The following is a 17,708-nucleotide window of genomic DNA, read 5'->3' as shown; positions in this document are numbered from 1 at the left end:
CATAACTACAGCGAAGGTATTACCAACGGTAGTGAGCGAACGCCTTGTTGGCTTCAGCCATACGGTGAACGTCTTCACGTTTCTTAACAGCAGTACCTTTATTTTCTGCTGCATCAGAAAGTTCGTTCGCCAGGCGCAGAGCCATGGATTTATCACCGCGTTTACGAGCAGCTTCAACGATCCAACGCATTGCCAGGGCATTGCGGCGAACCGGACGGACTTCTACTGGCACCTGGTAAGTAGAACCGCCAACGCGACGCGACTTAACTTCGACAGTCGGACGAACGTTGTCCAGAGCTACTTCAAAAGCTTCCAGGTGGTCTTTACCAGAACGCTGAGCCAGGGTCTCCAGCGCGGTATAGACGATTGCTTCGGCGGTAGATTTTTTACCATCTACCATCAGGATATTTACAAATTTGGCCAACAGCTCTGATCCGAACTTAGGATCCGGCAGGATTTTACGTTGACCAATGACGCGACGACGTGGCATGGAAATACTCCGTTGTTAATTCAGGATTGTCCAAAACTCTACGAGTTTAGTTTGACATTTAAGTTAAAACGTTTGGCCTTACTTAACGGAGAACCATTAAGCCTTTGGCTTCTTCACGCCGTACTTGGAACGGGATTGCTTACGGTCTTTAACACCAGAGCAGTCCAGCGCGCCACGAACGGTGTGGTAACGAACACCTGGCAGGTCTTTAACACGACCGCCACGGATCAGGATCACTGAGTGTTCCTGCAGGTTATGACCTTCACCACCGATATAGGAGGTAACTTCAAAACCGTTAGTTAAACGAACGCGGCATACTTTACGCAGTGCGGAGTTCGGTTTTTTAGGAGTGGTAGTATATACGCGAGTACATACGCCACGTTTCTGCGGGCATGCTTCCAGCGCGGGAACGTTGCTTTTAACAACCTTCAGGGCGCGTGGCTTGCGTACCAGCTGGTTAATTGTTGCCATTAAAAAAGCTCCTGGTTTTTGCTTCGTAAACACGTAATAAATCGTCTCGTACTTGCGCAGGGCAAAGTATGAGGACGCAGAATTTTAGGGCTGGCTGAGAAAGGAGTCAAGAAATATACAAAAATTCAGCGTTACCAAGCCAGCTGTTTAGGGTATTTAACCGTCAATTGTACGAACTGATTATAGTCAATTAATGAAACATTGCCTGAAATTCGTTCAGTCAATCCCCTGGCGTCCGCATCATTTTTCAAAGCATAAAGAGGAACGGCGGCGTTAAGGAATCGTTTTGCCACGTCGGTGTCAGCCAGCGCGGCGATAACGCCGTCCTGCAATAGCACCACCGCGTCGTCTGGCCCCAGACAGCGCAGAAGCGCGTCAATGTCGCAGTGATAAGGAGAATGGGAAAGCGTATGTAACATAGATAAAAACACTCGCCGCCAACGCTAAAATGAGAGTACCGAGTGGTAATCAGCCAATCGGAGTCTTAGTGCTTCAGGGGATAAAAGCTCGACGTCCAGAACCCAGTCGGTATCTAAATCAATGCCGCGTTGCCGAAGAGACTCCGCGCATACATAGCAACGTTCGACGTCATACAGCGGCAGCACGCCAAACGTCGCTATATAGTCACGCATCAAAATTTTTTCCGGCTGCTGCCCTGGCAGTAGTTGCAATACGCCATCGCCGATAAAGAAGACGCCGATATCTTCCGTCAGAGCAGACATCGCCAGCAGCGCATCCAGCCCTTCGCGGCCGGACGCGCTGCCGTGAGGAGAATGAGTAAAAACAAATGCGATATGCTTCATGACGCCGCCCTGAAATCGTATTAAAACTGCATGACCCGATCGCAAGTCAGAACGGATCGCGCCAGTTCTCCAAGGCCGCTTAAGGTAAAACCATCCTGCAAATTCGCCGGCCCCAGCCTTAACTGCTCGGCCTGTTGCTGATCGGTGACCCCGCGGCGCAACGCGGCGGCGACACAGACATTCAGCGCTACCTGATGTTCCTGCCCCATCCGTTGCCAAGCGCGCACCAAATCAAATTCATCATTCGCCGGCGAGGTCAATTGATTGGCATTCAACACGCCTTCACGGTAAAAGAAGACGCTTTCCAACCGGTGGCCTTCATCCAATACCGCCTGCGCAAACTGCAAAGCGCTGCTCGCTTGCTGTGTACCATAAGCCGGGCCGGTAACCAGCAGACAATAATTCAACATCAGCGGTCGTGCCCGCTGAAATCGCCGCTTTTAAACTGGCGAATATAGAGATACACGGTATGTTTGGAGATATTCAGACGCTCGGCGACCTGATTAATCGCATCTTTAATATCAAAAATACCTTTCTCGTACAGGCTCAGAACAATTTGTCGGTTTTTCGCGTTATTAGAGACATTCCGATCCGCATTGACTTCTTCAATGGAAAACTCCAGCGTTTGCGCGACAAGATCGTCAACCGATGAAGCAAAGTTCACCGAAGGCGCGACTTCATGCGTCTCAGGAGGAAGAAACGTCTGTACAATCTGAGAAAAAGGCACGTCCAGATTCATATTGATACAGAGCAAGCCGATCACCCGCTGTTCGCGGTTACGAATGGCGATCGTGACCGATTTCATCAGCACGCCGCTTTTGGCGCGGGTGAAATAAGCCTTCGAAACGCTGCTGTCTTCCCCGGCCATATCATGCAGCATACGTAATGCGAGATCGGTAATAGGCGAGCCGATTTTCCTGCCCGTATGTTCTCCGTTGGCAATCCGTACGGCGGAACACTTCAGATCGTCAAGAGAATGCAGCACGATTTCACAGTGCTCGCCGATCAACATGGCCAGGCCATCAACCACCGCTTCGTACGATTTCAGGATCTCATAATCCGTTTGGCTAAACGGGCGTTCATCCAGCAAATCAAGGTCATAAGATTCGCCAGACACAAGCGAATTAGACATGGTAAACACCATCCTCAACGTCATCTATTTGTTGTCTTGACAGGGAACACAGTCTAGCAAATGTCCACTCGCGCGTCCCTGAAATTAACAGTTTCGTTTCCAGACGTTGAACTTACTCACCTTTATTGAACAATAAAAAACCGCAGACATTGCCTGCGGTTTTTATCGATTTTCATCCAATCAAGGGATTACTGCGCGCTTTTCTCTTCTGCGGCAGGTTTTTCAGCCTTCGCATCATCAGCCGCTTTTACATCGGCTTCAGATTTGATGTCCAGCAGCTCAACGTCAAAAACGAGCGTGGAGTTGGCCGGGATCCCGGGAACGCCGGTTTCGCCGTAAGCAAGCGCCGGCGGGATGACCAGTTTGATCTTGCCGCCTTTCTTAACGTGTTTTAATCCTTCCGTCCAGCCGGGGATCACGCCGTCAAGACGGAAAGACAGCGGCTCGCCGCGCTTGTAGGAGTTATCGAACTCGTTACCATCGACCAATGCGCCCTTGTAGTTGACGACAACCGTATCGCTATCTTTTGGCGCGCTACCGCTGCCTTCTTTCTCAACCTGATACAACAGGCCGGATTCGGTTTTCTTCACGCCTTTTTCTTTAGCGAACGCATCGCGATACTTGGTGCCTTTATCCGCGTTTTCCTGCGCATCCTGCTTCATCTTGGTTTCAGCCGCCGCTTTAACGCGGCCTTCGAAACTCTGCAGTGTTTTTTCAATTTCTTCGTCGCTTAATTTGCTCTTATCGGCAAACGCATCCTGAACACCGGCAATCAGTTGATCTTTATCCAGCTTGATGCCCAGTTTTTCCTGTTCTTTAAGGGAGTTATCCATGTAACGTCCCAAAGACGCGCCCAGCGCATAAGCCGCGGCCTGTTCATCATTCTTGAATTTGGCTGTCGCCGCCGTATCAGACGCCTGCGCCGTTTCCGCTGCCAGAACCTGACCGGCGTTCAGCGTCAGAGCCATTGTCGTTGCTAACAGCGTTACCTTAAACAGTGATTTCATCCATTTCTCCAGCATCTGGAGCGACACGCTCCAGCCATCATTAAAAATAAATTCGCAACTACTATAACTGCGCGTACGAAGACAACACAACGACACACGCGACAATCCGTTGATAAAAAAACGTTTGGAACGTTTTTTTAACGCCGCTCTTGCGCTTCGCCAAGAGCGATTAAAGATCTTCAGATTGTTTATTGCGCCCTATTCCGACCGTTTTTACTACCAGAAGTTTCCTCTTTCTGACAAACTCACGGGGAAATCGGAAGTAAGAGGAAAACCCTATGTCACCGTCTTTATTTGAAGAGCGGCTCGAACTGCTGGAAAGCCGGTTGGCCTTTCAGGAATTGACGATTGAAGAGCTGAATCAGACGATCATCCAACACGAGCGGGAAATTAGCCGGCTGCGTGAGCAAATGCGCCTGTTGACGGAAAGACTGCGTACTCAGCAAACCTCATTAGTCGCCCCGCAGTCGGAAGAGACGCCGCCGCCGCACTATTAGGCAGTCGCCATAAAAAAACATCAGGGCGGCGCATCGCCCTGCCCTGATGTGATATAGCGGATAAGCCAACTTACCCTTTACCTAAAGCGGTTTTCAACGGCCCCAGGCCAAACGATTTAGTGGCAACCGCATCCGCCGTGACCGCCGCAACCGCCTTTACCATGTTCATGGTCGTGATCATGACCGCCGCAGCAGCCGTCGCCATGTTCATGATCGTGCTCGCCGTGCACATGGCCATGCGCCAGCTCTTCCTCAGTCGCTTCGCGGATGGCGACGACTTCGACGTTGAAGCTCAGGTTCTGACCAGCCAGCATATGGTTGCCATCAACCACCACGTGATCGTCTTCAACTTCGGTAATTTCAACCGGCACCGGCCCCTGATCGGTTTCAGCCAGGAAACGCATGCCGACCTGAAGTTCGTCTACGCCCATGAAGACATCTTTAGGCACGCGCTGAACCAGGTTTTCATCATAATTACCATAAGCATCGTTAGACGCGATATTAACGTCAAAACGGTCACCCACGGCACGGCCTTCCAGCGCGTTTTCCAGACCGGAAATCAGCGAGCCATGGCCGTGCAGATAGTCCAACGGCGCGCTCACCGGAGACTCATCAACCAATACACCGTCTTCTGTTCGTACCTGATAGGCCAGACTGACCACCAGATCTTTTGCTATTTTCATGATATCTCCTACCGTTGGAAAGCAAACCGGCGCAAATTGTAGCTGAAAAAAATCTCTATGTACCGCCCGGAATAAAAAAACGTCGGGAACGGTTTTTCACGTCACATAGAAACGAGTTCAACAATCATGGCTTCGCATCGCTGTCATAAAGACGGCGTCAGCCCCAGCTCAGCGTCGCCTTGCGATATCCGGACATGGGTAATAGGACGATTTCGGACTCAACCGCCCAACGGTCATGCGCATCAACATTAGTAATATCATAGCGGAAAAAGTAGTTTGGCTCGAACTCCCATCCGCAGATCGGAAAGGATCCGCCGAAGTTCGTCATCTGCCCGCCGCGGCGTCCGGCACAGAAACGCCGGACGCCGAAGCCAAACGCAGTGCGCAACGTCAGGCGATCGGGAGTGAAAGAGCGAAGAAAGCATTGGGCTCAGGGTTTCCTCGCCAATGAGGCCAGCGATGCGCTGCCTGCAACGCAGGCGGCGGCCAGAAAAAGCGCCACCGCCAGCCCGACCAGCAGCGTGGCGAAGCTGGGTACGCCAGCCGCGAGGAGCGGGCCGATACTGGCGCCGACGAACAGGATGAAACCGTTGAGGGCCATGCCCCCGCCGCGGTTAGGCGCCGCTATGGCGCCAAAAAGCGTGATCATCGACGGGATCGCAAGCGCAACGCCAGTGACGAAAATCAGGTTGCCGACCGCGACGCCGGTCAGGGATTGCGACAACGCCGCCTCCAGAACCAGGCCCGCGGCTGCGGCCCCGTAGCCGCAGCAGGCAACGCCGAACATACCGATCCGGCCGGCCAGCGGCCCGACCAGCAGCGCCGCGAACATGCAGGGCAACCCAATCAAACGCAGTAGGATAACCTTGGCCGGATCGAGGCCAAGCACCGCCAGATGCGGCCCCAACGCCGTGTACATGGCGACGAATGACAGCAGCAGCGTGATGTGCGCGCACGACAGCAGTAAGACGGCGGGGCGCACGGCGATGCTCGCCAAAGCCACGAAGCGATGCCCCAGATGCCCGTCGACGACGGTACGCGCCGGCTCTTTGACCTTCGCCGCGACCAGTGGAATCGCGACCGTCAGGCAGATTCCCGTCGCCAGGAATACCCAGCCCCAGTTCCACCGCAACGCCATCCACGCGGCGAGTACCTGTCCAAAAATGCCCGCGACGAGAAAAGACGTGGACATGGCCCCAATAGCGGTCGCGCGGTAACGCACCGGCACGGCTTCGGTAAGATAGGCCAACGCTATCGGAGCAAAGCTGGACGCCGCCAGACCTTGCACCACCCGCATCCCCGCCAGCCATGACAGCGACGGAGCGAAGGCGCATGCAAGCGTGGCGATCGACAATATGATCAGCCCGACCAGCATGACTGACCGGCGGCCATACTGGTCCGATATCGGCCCCCAGATCAGAAATCCGCCGGCATAGGCCAGACTGAAGCAGGTGGCCAGCGCGAACGTGACAACTTCCGGCGACGCCGGACTGAAATCCTGACCGACATGCTCCAATAGCGGAATTGCCAGATAGAGTTGGGTCAGCACGAACAGCGCGATCGCTACCAGCAGCGCGACGCCGCCGCCAGTTGCGGTGTGGTTTTGATCAAACGGAGACGACTGGCTGACAGCGTTATCAGCCGCTTCCGTGCCGCGAGTCTGGTTAGACATGGCTCACCGTCTCCGATACCGTCGCCAGCGGACGCTGCGCGTTGCCTGCGGTCAAGACGACAGGATGCCCCGCCTTGCCAAAGCGGCGGGCCGCCGCATGGCCGATGCCTGAGCCGTACCCATAATAGATGAGGATAGTGTTTTTCATGACGAATTCCAACTACAACGTTGGGGTTTATCCTAGCATGCTTTTCCCGCTAAACACAATCGGGAGGATAATGAACCACGGACGATAATCAGGAATATCGAAGGGAGGAAAAAAACGCGGAGTTCGGGAAACGGCGGCGCCCAGTTTCCCCGCCGCGGCGCTGACGGCGTCACGGCGGGGCGATCGCCAGATCAACCGGCGCTAAATATGGGTAAGGCGCGATGAAATGACATGGCCTACTCCGGATGGAAAATGCCGATAATTTCATTCGCCGATCGGCCCGCCGGCGTGACGGGTTCATCCGTTCGGCTTTGCTGATAGCCGCACTTTACGCAGACAACCATTTCCGTCTGATTTTCACGCCCGACGGCCAGCGTATCCTGCGTTTGACATTTAGGGCAGATCGCCCCGGCAATAAAGCGTTTACGCATATTGTTCCGACCTATTTTCAGGTTAGGCGTTATTCAAAATCATCCCAGTCGTCCTGCCGGCGACGCTCGTGCTGTATTTCCCGTTGAAAAATGTCTTCCAGTTCGCGCCGGGCTTCCTTCACGCGGGATATTTGCGCCACATCGCTTTGTAATTGCGGCATCAGTTCCCGCAGCATCCGCATGTCCAGACGGCGAAAATGCTGCTGGGCGCGATAGGCCTGATGGGGATGCATTCCCAGCGACATTAGCGCTTTACGACCTAACTCCAACGCGCTGGAGAACGTTTCACGGGAAAAATGGCTGACCCCCGCCTGCAAAAGCTCATGCGCTTCAACGCGGCCTCGCGCCCGCGCCAGAATTTCCAGATGAGGAAAATGCTGCTGGCATAGATGCACTATCGCCATCGTATCTTCCGGCGTGTTACAGGTGATGACGATCGACTGAGCCTTCTCCGCCCCTGCCGAACGCAACAGCTCCAGCTCAGTCGCATCGCCATAGTATACTTTATAACCATAACTGCGCATCAGACTGACGGCGCTGATATCGCGCTCCAGCACCGTAATGCGCATTTTGTTTGCCATCAGCAGGCGGCCGATCACCTGTCCGAAGCGTCCGAATCCCACCACTATCACCTGTGGCTCATCATCGGCAACGTAAGGTTTTTCGTCAGGCACTTCCAATGTGTTATAGCGGCGAGTCAAAATACGGTCGATAAGCTGCATCAATAGCGGCGTAGTCATCATCGACAGCGTCACCGCCACCAGCAGCAGCGGCAGTTGATCGCCCTGCAGGACTTTGTACGTCGAAGCGGCGGAAAACAGCACAAACGCAAACTCGCCGCCCTGGCTTAATACGCCGGCAAACTGTAGACGTTCCGATCGGCGCATGCGGTTAATGCGGGCCAGCACATAGAGTACGGTGCCTTTTACCGCCACCAGTATCAGTACGGCAATCAGCACTTTCACGATATGAACATAGAGAACGCCGAGGTTTAACGCCATGCCGACGGAAATAAAGAACAGTCCCAGCAGCAGCCCTTTAAACGGTTCAATGGCGATTTCCAGTTCATGCCGATATTCGCTTTCAGCTAACAGCACGCCCGCAATAAAGGTGCCGAGCGCCATCGAAAAACCCAGCGCTTCCATGAAGAGCGCCGAGCCCAACACTAAAAGCAGAGCCGCGGCGGTAAAGACTTCGCGCACGCCGGAGGCGGCGATAAAACGAAACAGCGGACGCACCAGATAACGTCCGCCGATCAGCATGCCGGCGAACGCCGCGACCTTGAGGGCAACCTGATTCCAGTCATCAATCTCGCCCTGAGCGCCCGCCAGAATGGGAACCAGCGCCAGCGCCGGTATCACCGCCAAGTCCTGAAACAACAGGACGGAGAAACCCAACTGCCCGGATTCGCTGCGGTTCATCCCTTTTTCACGCATCAGTTGCAACGCCATCGCCGTCGACGACATCGCCAATCCTATCCCGCCAATCAGCGCCGACTGCCAGGAGAAGTCCGTCAAATAAAGCACGCCGCCCAATACCAGCGTGCTCAACCCGACCTGCGCGGCGCCGACGCCAAAAATGGAGCGCCGCAGCGTCCACAGTTTTTTCGGATTCAGCTCCAACCCGATGATAAACATCAGAAAAACGACGCCGAGTTCAGAAAAATGCAGAATCGCGTCGACATCGCGGATAAACCCTAGCCCCCAGGGACCGATGGCGATCCCGGCGATCAGATAACCCAATACCGCGCCGATCCCCAGACGCGCGGCAATCGGCACCGCGACCACCGCCACAAACAGAAACAGAACGCCTGCGGTAAGCAATGTAGAACTTTCCATATCAGCGTTCCTCGTGAGAGAAGGGAGAAGCCAACCATTGAGCATAGGCCAGCGCCTGCGCGGACAGCACATCAGGCGGCAAACGGCGCGCCCAGTAAACAATCATCGGTTTAACCCAGTGCATTCGGCACAGTGCGGCGGTCATCTCAAACGGACGCAAAAAAACCTCCATCGGATAGTGGTTCTTACCGCCGTTCCGGTAGGCTTCCTCCGGCTCCCCGGTGGTAATCACCGATCGCCAATGTTTTCCCGCCAGCGCGTTGCCGCCGACGCCATTGGCGAAACCGCGCGATAACACGCGATCGAGCCACTCTTTCAATAAAGCGGGACAACTATAGGTATAAAGCGGGTGTTGAAACACAATGACCTGATGCTCGCGCAATAGCTGTTGTTCATGATAAATATCGATAAAAAAATCAGGATAATGCGCATACAAATCGTGTACGGTGACATTGTCCAATTGTTGTGCCGGTTGCAGTAAAACCCGGTTCGCCACCGAGTCCTGTGATTCCGGATGGGCATACAGCAGCAGAATCTTGGGTGGCTGCGACATCATTCCCCTCCAAAGCGTCGTCATGGTTGCCGTTTTCCGTTACCATGCAGCGCAACGACTAAAAAACAGGACGCAATGGTCCTGGCATCAAGTCAATAATTTAACATACTCTGAACATATGGCGCTTTATGATTGTTTTCTCCTCGCTGCAAATTCGACGTGGTGTACATGTTCTGTTGGACAATGCAACGGCGGCCATCAACCCTGGACAGAAAGTCGGTTTAGTGGGTAAGAACGGCTGTGGCAAATCTACCCTGTTGGCATTACTGAAGGGTGAAATCAGCGCCGACGGCGGCAGCGCCACGTTTCCCCAGGGCTGGGCATTGGCCTGGGTCAATCAGGAAACGCCGGCGCTGGACGTCCCGGCCATTGATTATGTCATTGACGGCGATCGGGAATTCCGCCAGCTTGAAGCCGAGCTGCAACTCGCCAACGAAAATAACGACGGCCACGCCATCGCCACGCTGCACGGCAAGCTGGATGCCATTCAAGCCTGGACTGTTCAGGCCAGAGCCGCCAGTTTGCTTAACGGGCTCGGTTTTACCCAATCGCAGTTACAGCAGCCCGTCAGCGCCTTTTCCGGCGGCTGGCGCATGCGTCTCAACCTGGCGCAGGCGTTAATCTGCCGTTCCGATCTGCTGCTGCTTGACGAACCCACCAACCACCTGGATTTGGATGCGGTGATCTGGCTGGAGAAATGGCTGAAAAGCTACCCTGGCACACTGGTGCTGATTTCGCACGATCGCGATTTCCTCGATCCCATCGTCAATAAAATATTGCACATAGAGCAACAGACGCTTAACGAATACACCGGCAACTACACCTCTTTCGAACAGCAGCGGGCCACGCGGCTGGCGCAGCAGCAGTCGTTATATGAACATCAGCAGGAACGCGTCGCGCACCTGCAACACTATATCGACCGCTTCCGAGCCAAGGCGACCAAAGCCAAGCAGGCGCAAAGCCGGATAAAAATGCTGGAACGCATGGAAATGATTGCTCCCGCCCACGTGGATAATCCATTTCGTTTCAGTTTTCGCGCGCCGGAGTCGCTGCCGAATCCCCTGCTGAGAATGGAAAAAGTCAGCGCTGGTTACGGCGACAAACTGATTCTGGAATCGATCAAGCTGAATCTGGTTCCCGGTTCGCGCATCGGGCTGCTGGGTCACAATGGCGCCGGGAAATCGACGCTGATCAAACTGCTGGCCGGTACGCTGGCGCCCATTCAGGGTGAAATCGGTCTGTCTAAAGGCGTGAAGCTGGGTTATTTCGCCCAGCACCAGTTGGAGTTTCTGCGCGCCGATGAATCGCCGTTACAACATATGGCGCGCCTGGCGGAACGGGAAACCGAACAGCAGCTGCGCGATTACCTTGGCGGCTTCGGTTTTCAGGGCGACAAGGTGACGGAAATCACCGAACGCTTCTCAGGCGGGGAAAAAGCCCGGCTGGTGCTGGCGCTCATCGTCTGGCAGCGGCCGAATCTGTTGCTGCTGGATGAACCCACCAACCACCTGGATCTCGATATGCGGCAGGCGCTAACGGAAGCGCTGATCGATTTTGAAGGCGCATTGGTGGTGGTATCGCACGACCGGCATCTGATCCGTTCCACCACCGACGATCTCTATCTGGTCCATGACCGGAAGGTGGAGCCTTTTGATGGCGATCTGGAGGATTATCAGCAATGGCTGGTGGATAGACAACGCCAGGAGGGCGCCGCCAACGACGAACCCAAAGAAAACGCCGCCAATAGCGCTCAGGCCAGAAAAGAGCAGAAGCGGCGAGAAGCCGAACTGAGAGCCCAGACGCAGCCCTTGCGTAAACAAATCTCCCAGCTTGAGCAGCAGATGGAAAAACTGGGAACGCAGTTGGAAGCCATTGAGGCCAAACTGGCGGACACCGGGCTTTATGATGCCAGCCGCAAAGCCGAACTTACCGACTGTTTGCAACAGCAGATAAAGACGAAGGCGGATTTGGAAGAGGCCGAAACGGCGTGGCTTGACGCGCAAGAGCGGTTGGAGCGAATGAACCAGCAGCTCTCGTCCTAGCGTTTCTGCTGATACAGGCCGATAGGCAGACTATACCCAATAGATTCCGGCAACGCGGCAAGCGCGTGACGAATTCGGCTGCCTTTCGCTGAGAGGCAGGATATCTCTCATTCATCCCGATGAGCTAACTCCGGTTAAGCGGTTCGGGTGACGAATCCGTCTGGAGCAAATTTGAACGCCGCCGCCGGCCCCGGATGAGCGGGAACCGTGGATGAGCCGGGTAATTAAGCGTAGCCAACGCGCCTGCGGCTTGAAAAATGAAGGATATATCGGCCGGCGGCTGAGTTTTAACGCCAAATCAGCAATACACAGGCCGCCGTCAGTATCCCCATCGAGACATTGAAAATGATCCAGGCTTTTTTACTGCGCAACAGACGGCCGATCAGCGTGCCGAATCCCAGCCATATCACGCCGGCGACCAGGTTCACCAGCACGATGCCGATACTTATCGCCACCACCGAATGGTGGTACTCCTTCCCCGGCAGGCTAAAGCTGGCCACCGCCCCCAATCCCATCAGCCAGGCTTTGGGATTAAGAAATTGCAGCAACCACCCCTGATAAAACCGGATCGGCTGCGGCGGCGCGTCCAGCGTTTCCAGCTTTTCATAAGCCGCGGTGGCGATTTTCCACGCCAGCCAAAGCAAGTACAAACTGCCGAGCACCTTAAGCGCGAAATGCAACGAAGGATAGAGCAGGATCAGGCCGCCGACGCCAAACGCCACCAGCAATAAAATACTCTGCATGCCGAAGATGATGCCCAGCATCAACCACAGAGAGCGGAAAAAACCAAAATTGGCCCCGGATGTCGTCAATAACATATTGTTCGGACCCGGCGTAATCGCGGCGACCCAGAGAAAACCTAACATCGACAGAAACAGACTTAATTCCATGTAACGGGCGCTCCTCACCCTAAAGCATTTTTGCGGTATAGTTGGAGTTGGTAATAAATTGATTGTTAAACGGCAGTATCGAAGCTAACAGTGTGATATTGATCGCACAAGGCCAGACAACAATATTTTTATTCACATTATGTATGACGTTTTTCGCCCGCTCACCGGCGCCCGTAATCCCCATCTGCAAACGCTGCTCCCCCGTCTGGTGCGGCGCCGTGCGCAACTCGAACCGTTCTGGCAGCGGCTTGAACTCCCGGACGGGGATTTTGTCGACCTGGCCTGGAGCGAAAACCCGGAGCTGGCGCGGAACAAACCGCGCGTCGTACTGTTCCACGGCCTGGAGGGCAACTTTCATAGCCCTTATGCCCATGGTCTGTTGTACGCCTGCCGGCAACACGGCTGGCTGGCGGTGCTGATGCACTTTCGCGGATGCAGCGGCAAACCCAACCGGATGAAGCGTATTTACCACTCGGGCGAAACCGAAGATGCCGGTTATCTGCTGCGCTGGATGAAAGAGACGTTCGGAGACGTTCCCACGGCGGCGATCGGCATTTCGCTGGGCGGCAATATGCTGGCGTGCCTGTTAGGACGGCAGGGCGACGCCTGTCCGCTGTCGGCGGCGGTCATCGTCTCCGCGCCGCTGATGCTCGAACCCTGCTGCCGGCGAATAGAGCGCGGCTTCTCCCGCGTCTACCAGTACTATCTGCTGCATTCGCTCAAACAAAACGCCGCCCGCAAACTCGCCGCTTATCCGGGAAGCCTGCCCGTTCCGCTTACGGCGCTCAAAAAGATCAGGCGGCTGCGCGAGTTCGACGATCTCATCACCGCCCGTCTCCACGGTTTTACCGATGCGGCGGATTATTACCGCCGCTGCAGCGCATTGCCGTTGCTTCCCAGCGTACGTAAACCCTTGCTGATCATTCAATCCAAAGACGATCCGTTTATGACTGAGGACGTCATCCCGGATCTATCCCGGCTACCCGCTAATATTGAATATCAACTAACCGACTATGGCGGGCATGTCGGCTTTGTCGTCGGAACGCTATTAAAACCGGAAATGTGGCTTGAAAAGCGTATTCCGGCCTGGCTCACTCAATTTCTGGACAAACATTGTGATCATTCCCTGGCAACAGCTCGAACCTGAAACATTGGAAAATCTCATCGAATCTTTCGTACTGCGGGAAGGAACGGATTACGGCGAGCAAGAACGCACGCTGCAACAGAAGGTTGCCGATGTGCGCCGGCAACTGGAATCAGGCGATGTCGTTCTGGTATGGTCTGAACTGCATGAAACGATCAACATCATGCCGCGCAGCCAGTTTAACGCCGGCGAATATCACCAGCGTTAAGCGCCAGCCGGGCGCCAGAGCAAATGCCACCATTAACGGAGTACATCGTCTTATGTCGCATAAGCATCCGATTATTGCAGTTACAGGCTCCAGCGGTGCGGGAACCACAACAACCAGTCTGGCATTCCATAAGATTTTTCAGCAGTTGAAAATTCGGGCCGCCCAGCTTGAAGGCGACAGCTTCCACCGTTATACCCGGCCGGAAATGGATATGGAAATTCGTAAGGCGCGGGATCTCGGCCGTCATATCAGCTACTTTGGCCCGGAAGCCAACGATTTCAGTCTGCTGGAGCAATCCTTCATCGAATATGGCCGGCACGGGCGCGGCAAAACCCGTAAATATCTTCATACCTATGATGAAGCCATTCCCTACAATCAGGTTCCCGGCACGTTCACGCCGTGGGAGCCGATGCCGGAACCGACCGACGTACTGTTTTATGAAGGGCTGCACGGCGGCGTTGTCACCGACCAGCATAACGTGGCGCAACATGTCGACTTACTGGTGGGCGTGGTGCCGATCGTCAATCTGGAATGGATTCAAAAACTGATGCGTGACGTGAACGAACGCGGCCACTCGCGTGAGGCGGTGATGGATTCGGTGGTGCGCTCCATGGAGGATTACATCTCCTACATTACGCCGCAGTTTTCCCGTACCCATATTAATTTCCAGCGCGTGCCGACGGTTGATACCTCCAACCCGTTTGCGGCCAAATCCATTCCATCGCTGGACGAGAGTTTCGTGGTGATCCATTTTCAGGGGCTGGATAATATCGACTACCCCTACCTGCTGGCGATGCTGCAGGGATCGTTTATTTCCCATATCAACACCCTGGTTGTACCGGGCGGGAAAATGGGATTGGCGATGGAGTTAATTATGGCGCCGCTGGTGCAGCGGCTGCTGGAAGGGCGGGAAATCAACTAGCCTTTGCGGCGAGCGCCGAAAAGGTCATCGCCGCCATCCCGACGCGAAACGCCGCCTTCCTTCCATCGCGCTTTCGCCGTCATCAGCCGGAAATCGGCATTGGAAACAGCCGCCGCCAGGCCTGCGTCGACTCAGAAATGGTTATGCTCCGTCCCATTTTTACATTCCGCTGGGAACTCACTCGATGATACGGTCACCCATCTTTTTAATTTACCTATCGCTTTTTAATTAAAAAGGAGTTTCTCATGGGTGTTAACGCATCGAAACCCAGCGGCGGTTTACCGCCCTACAATTATGGCTTTAATCCCTATAATCAAGACGATTATTACCGGCCGCCCTCTCCCGAACAGACATCCTCTTACGGGGCAAGCAACCCGCCTGATTTTGATCATCTCCCTGAACGGGCGGCGGAAAAGGCCAGAGCGTTGTCCAATGCGTTGAATATGGCGTCCCTCTCCTACTCCAACCCCGAACTGGCCCATTACGCCAGGAGAACGTTGGAGCAGGCCAGCTCAAGCCAAACAACGGTTGAAATCACCAATCTTGATATTGGAAATATCAGAACCTTGGTAAATACCTACAACGATCGTTTTTCCAGCCTCAATTTGAAATACTTTTCGTCACAGGAAGACTTTCTCGACGAACTCAGGGACGCCGACGCCTCGGCATGGCGGGCCATATTAAAAGCGGCGCCGAATTCACGTCATCATTTCGCCATCGATATCAGAACGCACGACGACGGTCAGAAAACCTTGATCGCGCTGGAGCCCAGCGTTGCTTTTCGTCCCATCGATGATGAGAGTTTTCACTCCATGCCGGGTTATTATTCTCTTCACCGGGGCATACAAAGGCAATTCGACGACGACGTTAAATTAGCGGTGATCCAAACCGAAGCTCAAAAATCCATGCAGGATTGCGTCATATTCAGTTTGAACTTTGCGTTGAATGCCTACCAGAAAGACAGCTTCTTTGACGACCTGCACGATAATCTCAAAAATAACGAACCGCGGCTCGGCACGTCGGCGACAAGCTATCACAGCATGACCGGTCTGGAATACATTGAAGGAAAAGAGATACTTCCCGCTATTTTCTTCAAACATTCGCATTCGCGAGCCATTGTCGAGGAGGTGCTTGATTCGCAGCCCGACCTCCGCGACAGAAACGTCAGCACTAACCGAGATAGCCCGCATGAAACGCTGTCGGAGCGCGTACAGGCTTTTCGCGTCCATCGCGAAAACTTGAGTTACAGCATGTCAATTGAAGCATCGCGCATGCACAAAATACGAAAAGCCGTAGAAAACGCCTCATGATCGCGCTAGCGTCAATCGCGAATGCCGATATTCGCGCAGGGACATTACAGGCCGCATGCTTGCCGCCTGTAATGTTTAAAAAATCGCTTTCTCTATTTTTATAGAATATCAATCACTTCGTGGCTGTGGGTCACCTCCACCGATTTGCCCAGCATCAGCGCCACCGAACAATACCGCTCCGCCGACAGCGCAACCGCACGCTCCACGGCTTTATCCGTCAAGCCTTTGCCCGTCACGATAAAATGCAGGTTGATATGGGTAAACAGACGAGGGGATTCCGTTCTCCGCTCCGACGTCAGCTTAACCTCACAGTCGGCAACGTCGTTACGTCCTTTTTGCAGTATTGATACCACATCGATCGCACTGCATCCGCCAATCGACATCAATACCATTTCCATCGGGCTTGGCGCTTTATCCCCCGAATTTCCATCCATTAAAACCTGATGTCCGGAGGCTGATTCGCAAAGGAATGTTAAGCCTTCAACCCACTTCACTCGAGCCTGCATGGTGCCCTCCGCTAAAAAATTTTTGAATATTTATATCGTTACTGTACAAAATCATCTTATAACCAGAGCTTTATCATGCTGAAGTGAGACAATACAAGACACATCCTTCAAGCTGTGTTAAAAACAAGAACAGAACTTCCTTATTCTGGGCAAACTCAGATGCCAGGGAGATGATGACGTCGCCAGATAGAAGGTTCCAGTATATTCCCTGACGTCGTTCTGCCTACACTGAATTTGAACTTTTTAACAGTAAATACGCCGTACAGGGAACTCTGAGCCCTGTGATTTGCGCAGTGACTGACAACAGAGGATGATATCGAATGGTTCTCGGCAAACCGCAAACAGACCCAACTCTCGAATGGTTCCTTTCTCATTGCCATATCCACAAGTACCCATCGAAGAGTACGCTTATTCACCAAGGTGAAAAAGCAGAGACGCTTTACTACATCGTGAAAGGCTCCGTCGCAGTGCTGATCAAAGATGAAGAAGGCAAAGAAATGATTCTCTCTTATCTGAATCAGGGGGATTTTATCGGCGAGCTTGGCCTGTTTGAAGAAGGTCAGGAGCGCAGCGCCTGGGTCCGGGCGAAAACTGCTTGTGAAGTTGCTGAAATTTCTTATAAAAAGTTTCGACAGCTGATTCAGGTTAATCCTGATATTCTGATGCGTCTGTCCGCTCAGATGGCCAGCAGACTGCAGGTAACTTCAGAGAAAGTCGGTAACCTGGCCTTCCTTGACGTAACGGGACGTATCGCCCAGACATTACTAAATCTGGCGAAACAACCGGATGCCATGACCCACCCTGATGGCATGCAAATAAAAATCACTCGTCAGGAAATTGGTCAGATCGTTGGCTGTTCGCGTGAAACCGTGGGGCGGATACTTAAAATGTTAGAAGACCAGAACCTGATCTCCGCACATGGTAAAACCATTGTGGTTTACGGTACGCGTTAAATCACCAC

The 17,708-nt window shown here is 53.7% G+C and carries 22 protein-coding genes; 7 read left to right on the top strand and 15 right to left on the bottom strand.

Annotated features, from left to right (window positions below; translation table 11 throughout):
* Positions 1-19 precede the first annotated feature (19 nt).
* The 7 genes from rpsG to fkpA all read right to left on the bottom strand — a co-directional run bounded on the left by rpsG (position 20) and on the right by fkpA (position 3,903).
* Positions 20-490, bottom strand: coding sequence for a 30S ribosomal protein S7 (gene rpsG / locus HC231_RS02185; protein WP_009111198.1), 471 nt, complete (start codon positions 488-490; stop codon positions 20-22).
* 96 nt (positions 491-586) lie between these two features.
* The gene (gene rpsL, locus HC231_RS02180; RefSeq protein WP_009111197.1) at positions 587-961 is read right to left on the bottom strand and encodes a 30S ribosomal protein S12; all 375 of its coding nucleotides are present in this window, start codon (positions 959-961) and stop codon (positions 587-589) included.
* A gap of 131 nt (positions 962-1,092) precedes the next feature.
* Positions 1,093-1,380 carry a sulfurtransferase complex subunit TusB gene (gene tusB / locus HC231_RS02175; protein ID WP_208229543.1) on the bottom strand — a complete coding sequence of 96 codons (288 nt, stop codon included), beginning with the start codon at positions 1,378-1,380 and terminating at the stop codon, positions 1,093-1,095.
* Positions 1,381-1,404: 24 nt separating this feature from the next.
* On the bottom strand, positions 1,405-1,764 hold the full coding sequence (gene tusC / locus HC231_RS02170) for a sulfurtransferase complex subunit TusC (RefSeq protein WP_208229542.1): 360 nt from the start codon (positions 1,762-1,764) through the stop codon (positions 1,405-1,407).
* A 20-nt stretch (positions 1,765-1,784) separates the two neighbouring features.
* Positions 1,785-2,174, bottom strand: coding sequence for a sulfurtransferase complex subunit TusD (tusD, locus tag HC231_RS02165; RefSeq protein WP_208229541.1), 390 nt, complete (start codon positions 2,172-2,174; stop codon positions 1,785-1,787).
* A complete protein-coding gene (locus HC231_RS02160) occupies positions 2,174-2,896 on the bottom strand; it encodes a helix-turn-helix transcriptional regulator (protein WP_208229540.1) in 723 nt (240 codons plus the stop codon). Before HC231_RS02160 ends, tusD begins: the two co-directional genes overlap by 1 nt.
* Before the next feature lie 188 nt (positions 2,897-3,084).
* Positions 3,085-3,903 carry an FKBP-type peptidyl-prolyl cis-trans isomerase gene (fkpA, locus tag HC231_RS02155; protein ID WP_208229539.1) on the bottom strand — a complete coding sequence of 273 codons (819 nt, stop codon included), beginning with the start codon at positions 3,901-3,903 and terminating at the stop codon, positions 3,085-3,087.
* A 278-nt stretch (positions 3,904-4,181) separates the two neighbouring features.
* Here fkpA and HC231_RS02150 point away from each other — a divergent pair, with 278 nt between their 5' ends.
* The gene (locus HC231_RS02150; RefSeq protein WP_208229538.1) at positions 4,182-4,400 is read left to right on the top strand and encodes a SlyX family protein; all 219 of its coding nucleotides are present in this window, start codon (positions 4,182-4,184) and stop codon (positions 4,398-4,400) included.
* 116 nt (positions 4,401-4,516) lie between these two features.
* Here the strand turns inward: HC231_RS02150 and slyD are convergent, their stop codons facing one another.
* The 6 genes from slyD to kefG all read right to left on the bottom strand — a co-directional run bounded on the left by slyD (position 4,517) and on the right by kefG (position 9,725).
* Positions 4,517-5,083 (bottom strand): peptidylprolyl isomerase, encoded by a 567-nt coding sequence (gene slyD, locus HC231_RS02145; protein WP_208229537.1) that lies wholly within the window; start codon positions 5,081-5,083, stop codon positions 4,517-4,519.
* A gap of 430 nt (positions 5,084-5,513) precedes the next feature.
* Positions 5,514-6,755, bottom strand: a complete 1,242-nt coding sequence (locus HC231_RS02140; RefSeq protein WP_208229536.1) for an MFS transporter — start codon at positions 6,753-6,755, stop codon at positions 5,514-5,516.
* Positions 6,748-6,903, bottom strand: a complete 156-nt coding sequence (locus tag HC231_RS02135; RefSeq protein WP_208229535.1) for a hypothetical protein — start codon at positions 6,901-6,903, stop codon at positions 6,748-6,750. The genes HC231_RS02140 and HC231_RS02135 overlap by 8 nt, the downstream gene beginning before the upstream one ends.
* A 236-nt stretch (positions 6,904-7,139) precedes the next feature.
* Positions 7,140-7,334 (bottom strand): YheV family putative zinc ribbon protein, encoded by a 195-nt coding sequence (locus HC231_RS02130; protein ID WP_208229534.1) that lies wholly within the window; start codon positions 7,332-7,334, stop codon positions 7,140-7,142.
* Positions 7,335-7,363: 29 nt separating this feature from the next.
* The gene (gene kefB, locus HC231_RS02125) at positions 7,364-9,172 is read right to left on the bottom strand and encodes a glutathione-regulated potassium-efflux system protein KefB (protein WP_208229533.1); all 1,809 of its coding nucleotides are present in this window, start codon (positions 9,170-9,172) and stop codon (positions 7,364-7,366) included.
* A 1-nt stretch (position 9,173) separates the two neighbouring features.
* Positions 9,174-9,725 (bottom strand): glutathione-regulated potassium-efflux system ancillary protein KefG, encoded by a 552-nt coding sequence (gene kefG / locus HC231_RS02120; protein ID WP_208231190.1) that lies wholly within the window; start codon positions 9,723-9,725, stop codon positions 9,174-9,176.
* 128 nt (positions 9,726-9,853) lie between these two features.
* Between kefG and HC231_RS02115 the strand changes: the two genes are divergently transcribed.
* Positions 9,854-11,767, top strand: a complete 1,914-nt coding sequence (locus tag HC231_RS02115; RefSeq protein WP_208229532.1) for an ABC transporter ATP-binding protein — start codon at positions 9,854-9,856, stop codon at positions 11,765-11,767.
* A gap of 287 nt (positions 11,768-12,054) precedes the next feature.
* Here HC231_RS02115 and HC231_RS02110 read toward each other — a convergent pair whose 3' ends face one another.
* On the bottom strand, positions 12,055-12,657 hold the full coding sequence (locus tag HC231_RS02110; protein WP_208229531.1) for a LysE family translocator: 603 nt from the start codon (positions 12,655-12,657) through the stop codon (positions 12,055-12,057).
* 139 nt (positions 12,658-12,796) lie between these two features.
* On the opposite strand from HC231_RS02110, the gene HC231_RS02105 reads away from it, so the two are divergent.
* From HC231_RS02105 to xopJ, 4 genes are all read left to right on the top strand, one after another.
* Positions 12,797-13,804 carry a hydrolase gene (locus HC231_RS02105; RefSeq protein WP_208229530.1) on the top strand — a complete coding sequence of 336 codons (1,008 nt, stop codon included), beginning with the start codon at positions 12,797-12,799 and terminating at the stop codon, positions 13,802-13,804.
* Complete coding sequence (locus HC231_RS02100; RefSeq protein WP_208229529.1) at positions 13,773-14,009, top strand: YheU family protein; 237 nt, start codon at positions 13,773-13,775, stop codon at positions 14,007-14,009. The genes HC231_RS02105 and HC231_RS02100 overlap by 32 nt, the downstream gene beginning before the upstream one ends.
* Before the next feature lie 52 nt (positions 14,010-14,061).
* Complete coding sequence (locus tag HC231_RS02095; protein WP_208229528.1) at positions 14,062-14,931, top strand: phosphoribulokinase; 870 nt, start codon at positions 14,062-14,064, stop codon at positions 14,929-14,931.
* Positions 14,932-15,176: 245 nt separating this feature from the next.
* Complete coding sequence (xopJ, locus tag HC231_RS02090; RefSeq protein WP_208229527.1) at positions 15,177-16,241, top strand: YopJ family type III secretion system effector XopJ; 1,065 nt, start codon at positions 15,177-15,179, stop codon at positions 16,239-16,241.
* A 98-nt stretch (positions 16,242-16,339) separates the two neighbouring features.
* On the opposite strand, the gene HC231_RS02085 is transcribed toward xopJ, so the two are convergent.
* The gene (locus HC231_RS02085; RefSeq protein ID WP_208229526.1) at positions 16,340-16,747 is read right to left on the bottom strand and encodes an OsmC family protein; all 408 of its coding nucleotides are present in this window, start codon (positions 16,745-16,747) and stop codon (positions 16,340-16,342) included.
* A gap of 320 nt (positions 16,748-17,067) precedes the next feature.
* On the opposite strand from HC231_RS02085, the gene crp reads away from it, so the two are divergent.
* Complete coding sequence (gene crp, locus HC231_RS02080; protein ID WP_004090925.1) at positions 17,068-17,700, top strand: cAMP-activated global transcriptional regulator CRP; 633 nt, start codon at positions 17,068-17,070, stop codon at positions 17,698-17,700.
* The last annotated feature ends 8 nt before the right edge of the window (positions 17,701-17,708 follow it).

The sequence above is a fragment of the Brenneria izadpanahii genome (genome assembly GCF_017569925.1).
Taxonomy (GTDB): domain Bacteria; phylum Pseudomonadota; class Gammaproteobacteria; order Enterobacterales; family Enterobacteriaceae; genus Brenneria; species Brenneria izadpanahii.
This window is presented reverse-complemented; position numbering and strand designations above follow the sequence as displayed.

Coding starts and splice junctions, on each gene's coding strand:
- rpsG (WP_009111198.1), bottom strand. CDS start 490: ATGCCACGTCGTCGCGTCATTGGTCAACGTAAAATCCTGCCGGATCCT.
- rpsL (WP_009111197.1), bottom strand. CDS start 961: ATGGCAACAATTAACCAGCTGGTACGCAAGCCACGCGCCCTGAAGGTT.
- tusB (WP_208229543.1), bottom strand. CDS start 1,380: ATGTTACATACGCTTTCCCATTCTCCTTATCACTGCGACATTGACGCG.
- tusC (WP_208229542.1), bottom strand. CDS start 1,764: ATGAAGCATATCGCATTTGTTTTTACTCATTCTCCTCACGGCAGCGCG.
- tusD (WP_208229541.1), bottom strand. CDS start 2,174: ATGTTGAATTATTGTCTGCTGGTTACCGGCCCGGCTTATGGTACACAG.
- HC231_RS02160 (WP_208229540.1), bottom strand. CDS start 2,896: ATGTCTAATTCGCTTGTGTCTGGCGAATCTTATGACCTTGATTTGCTG.
- fkpA (WP_208229539.1), bottom strand. CDS start 3,903: ATGAAATCACTGTTTAAGGTAACGCTGTTAGCAACGACAATGGCTCTG.
- HC231_RS02150 (WP_208229538.1), top strand. CDS start 4,182: ATGTCACCGTCTTTATTTGAAGAGCGGCTCGAACTGCTGGAAAGCCGG.
- slyD (WP_208229537.1), bottom strand. CDS start 5,083: ATGAAAATAGCAAAAGATCTGGTGGTCAGTCTGGCCTATCAGGTACGA.
- HC231_RS02140 (WP_208229536.1), bottom strand. CDS start 6,755: ATGTCTAACCAGACTCGCGGCACGGAAGCGGCTGATAACGCTGTCAGC.
- HC231_RS02135 (WP_208229535.1), bottom strand. CDS start 6,903: ATGAAAAACACTATCCTCATCTATTATGGGTACGGCTCAGGCATCGGC.
- HC231_RS02130 (WP_208229534.1), bottom strand. CDS start 7,334: ATGCGTAAACGCTTTATTGCCGGGGCGATCTGCCCTAAATGTCAAACG.
- kefB (WP_208229533.1), bottom strand. CDS start 9,172: ATGGAAAGTTCTACATTGCTTACCGCAGGCGTTCTGTTTCTGTTTGTG.
- kefG (WP_208231190.1), bottom strand. CDS start 9,725: ATGTCGCAGCCACCCAAGATTCTGCTGCTGTATGCCCATCCGGAATCA.
- HC231_RS02115 (WP_208229532.1), top strand. CDS start 9,854: ATGATTGTTTTCTCCTCGCTGCAAATTCGACGTGGTGTACATGTTCTG.
- HC231_RS02110 (WP_208229531.1), bottom strand. CDS start 12,657: ATGGAATTAAGTCTGTTTCTGTCGATGTTAGGTTTTCTCTGGGTCGCC.
- HC231_RS02105 (WP_208229530.1), top strand. CDS start 12,797: ATGTATGACGTTTTTCGCCCGCTCACCGGCGCCCGTAATCCCCATCTG.
- HC231_RS02095 (WP_208229528.1), top strand. CDS start 14,062: ATGTCGCATAAGCATCCGATTATTGCAGTTACAGGCTCCAGCGGTGCG.
- xopJ (WP_208229527.1), top strand. CDS start 15,177: ATGGGTGTTAACGCATCGAAACCCAGCGGCGGTTTACCGCCCTACAAT.
- HC231_RS02085 (WP_208229526.1), bottom strand. CDS start 16,747: ATGCAGGCTCGAGTGAAGTGGGTTGAAGGCTTAACATTCCTTTGCGAA.
- crp (WP_004090925.1), top strand. CDS start 17,068: ATGGTTCTCGGCAAACCGCAAACAGACCCAACTCTCGAATGGTTCCTT.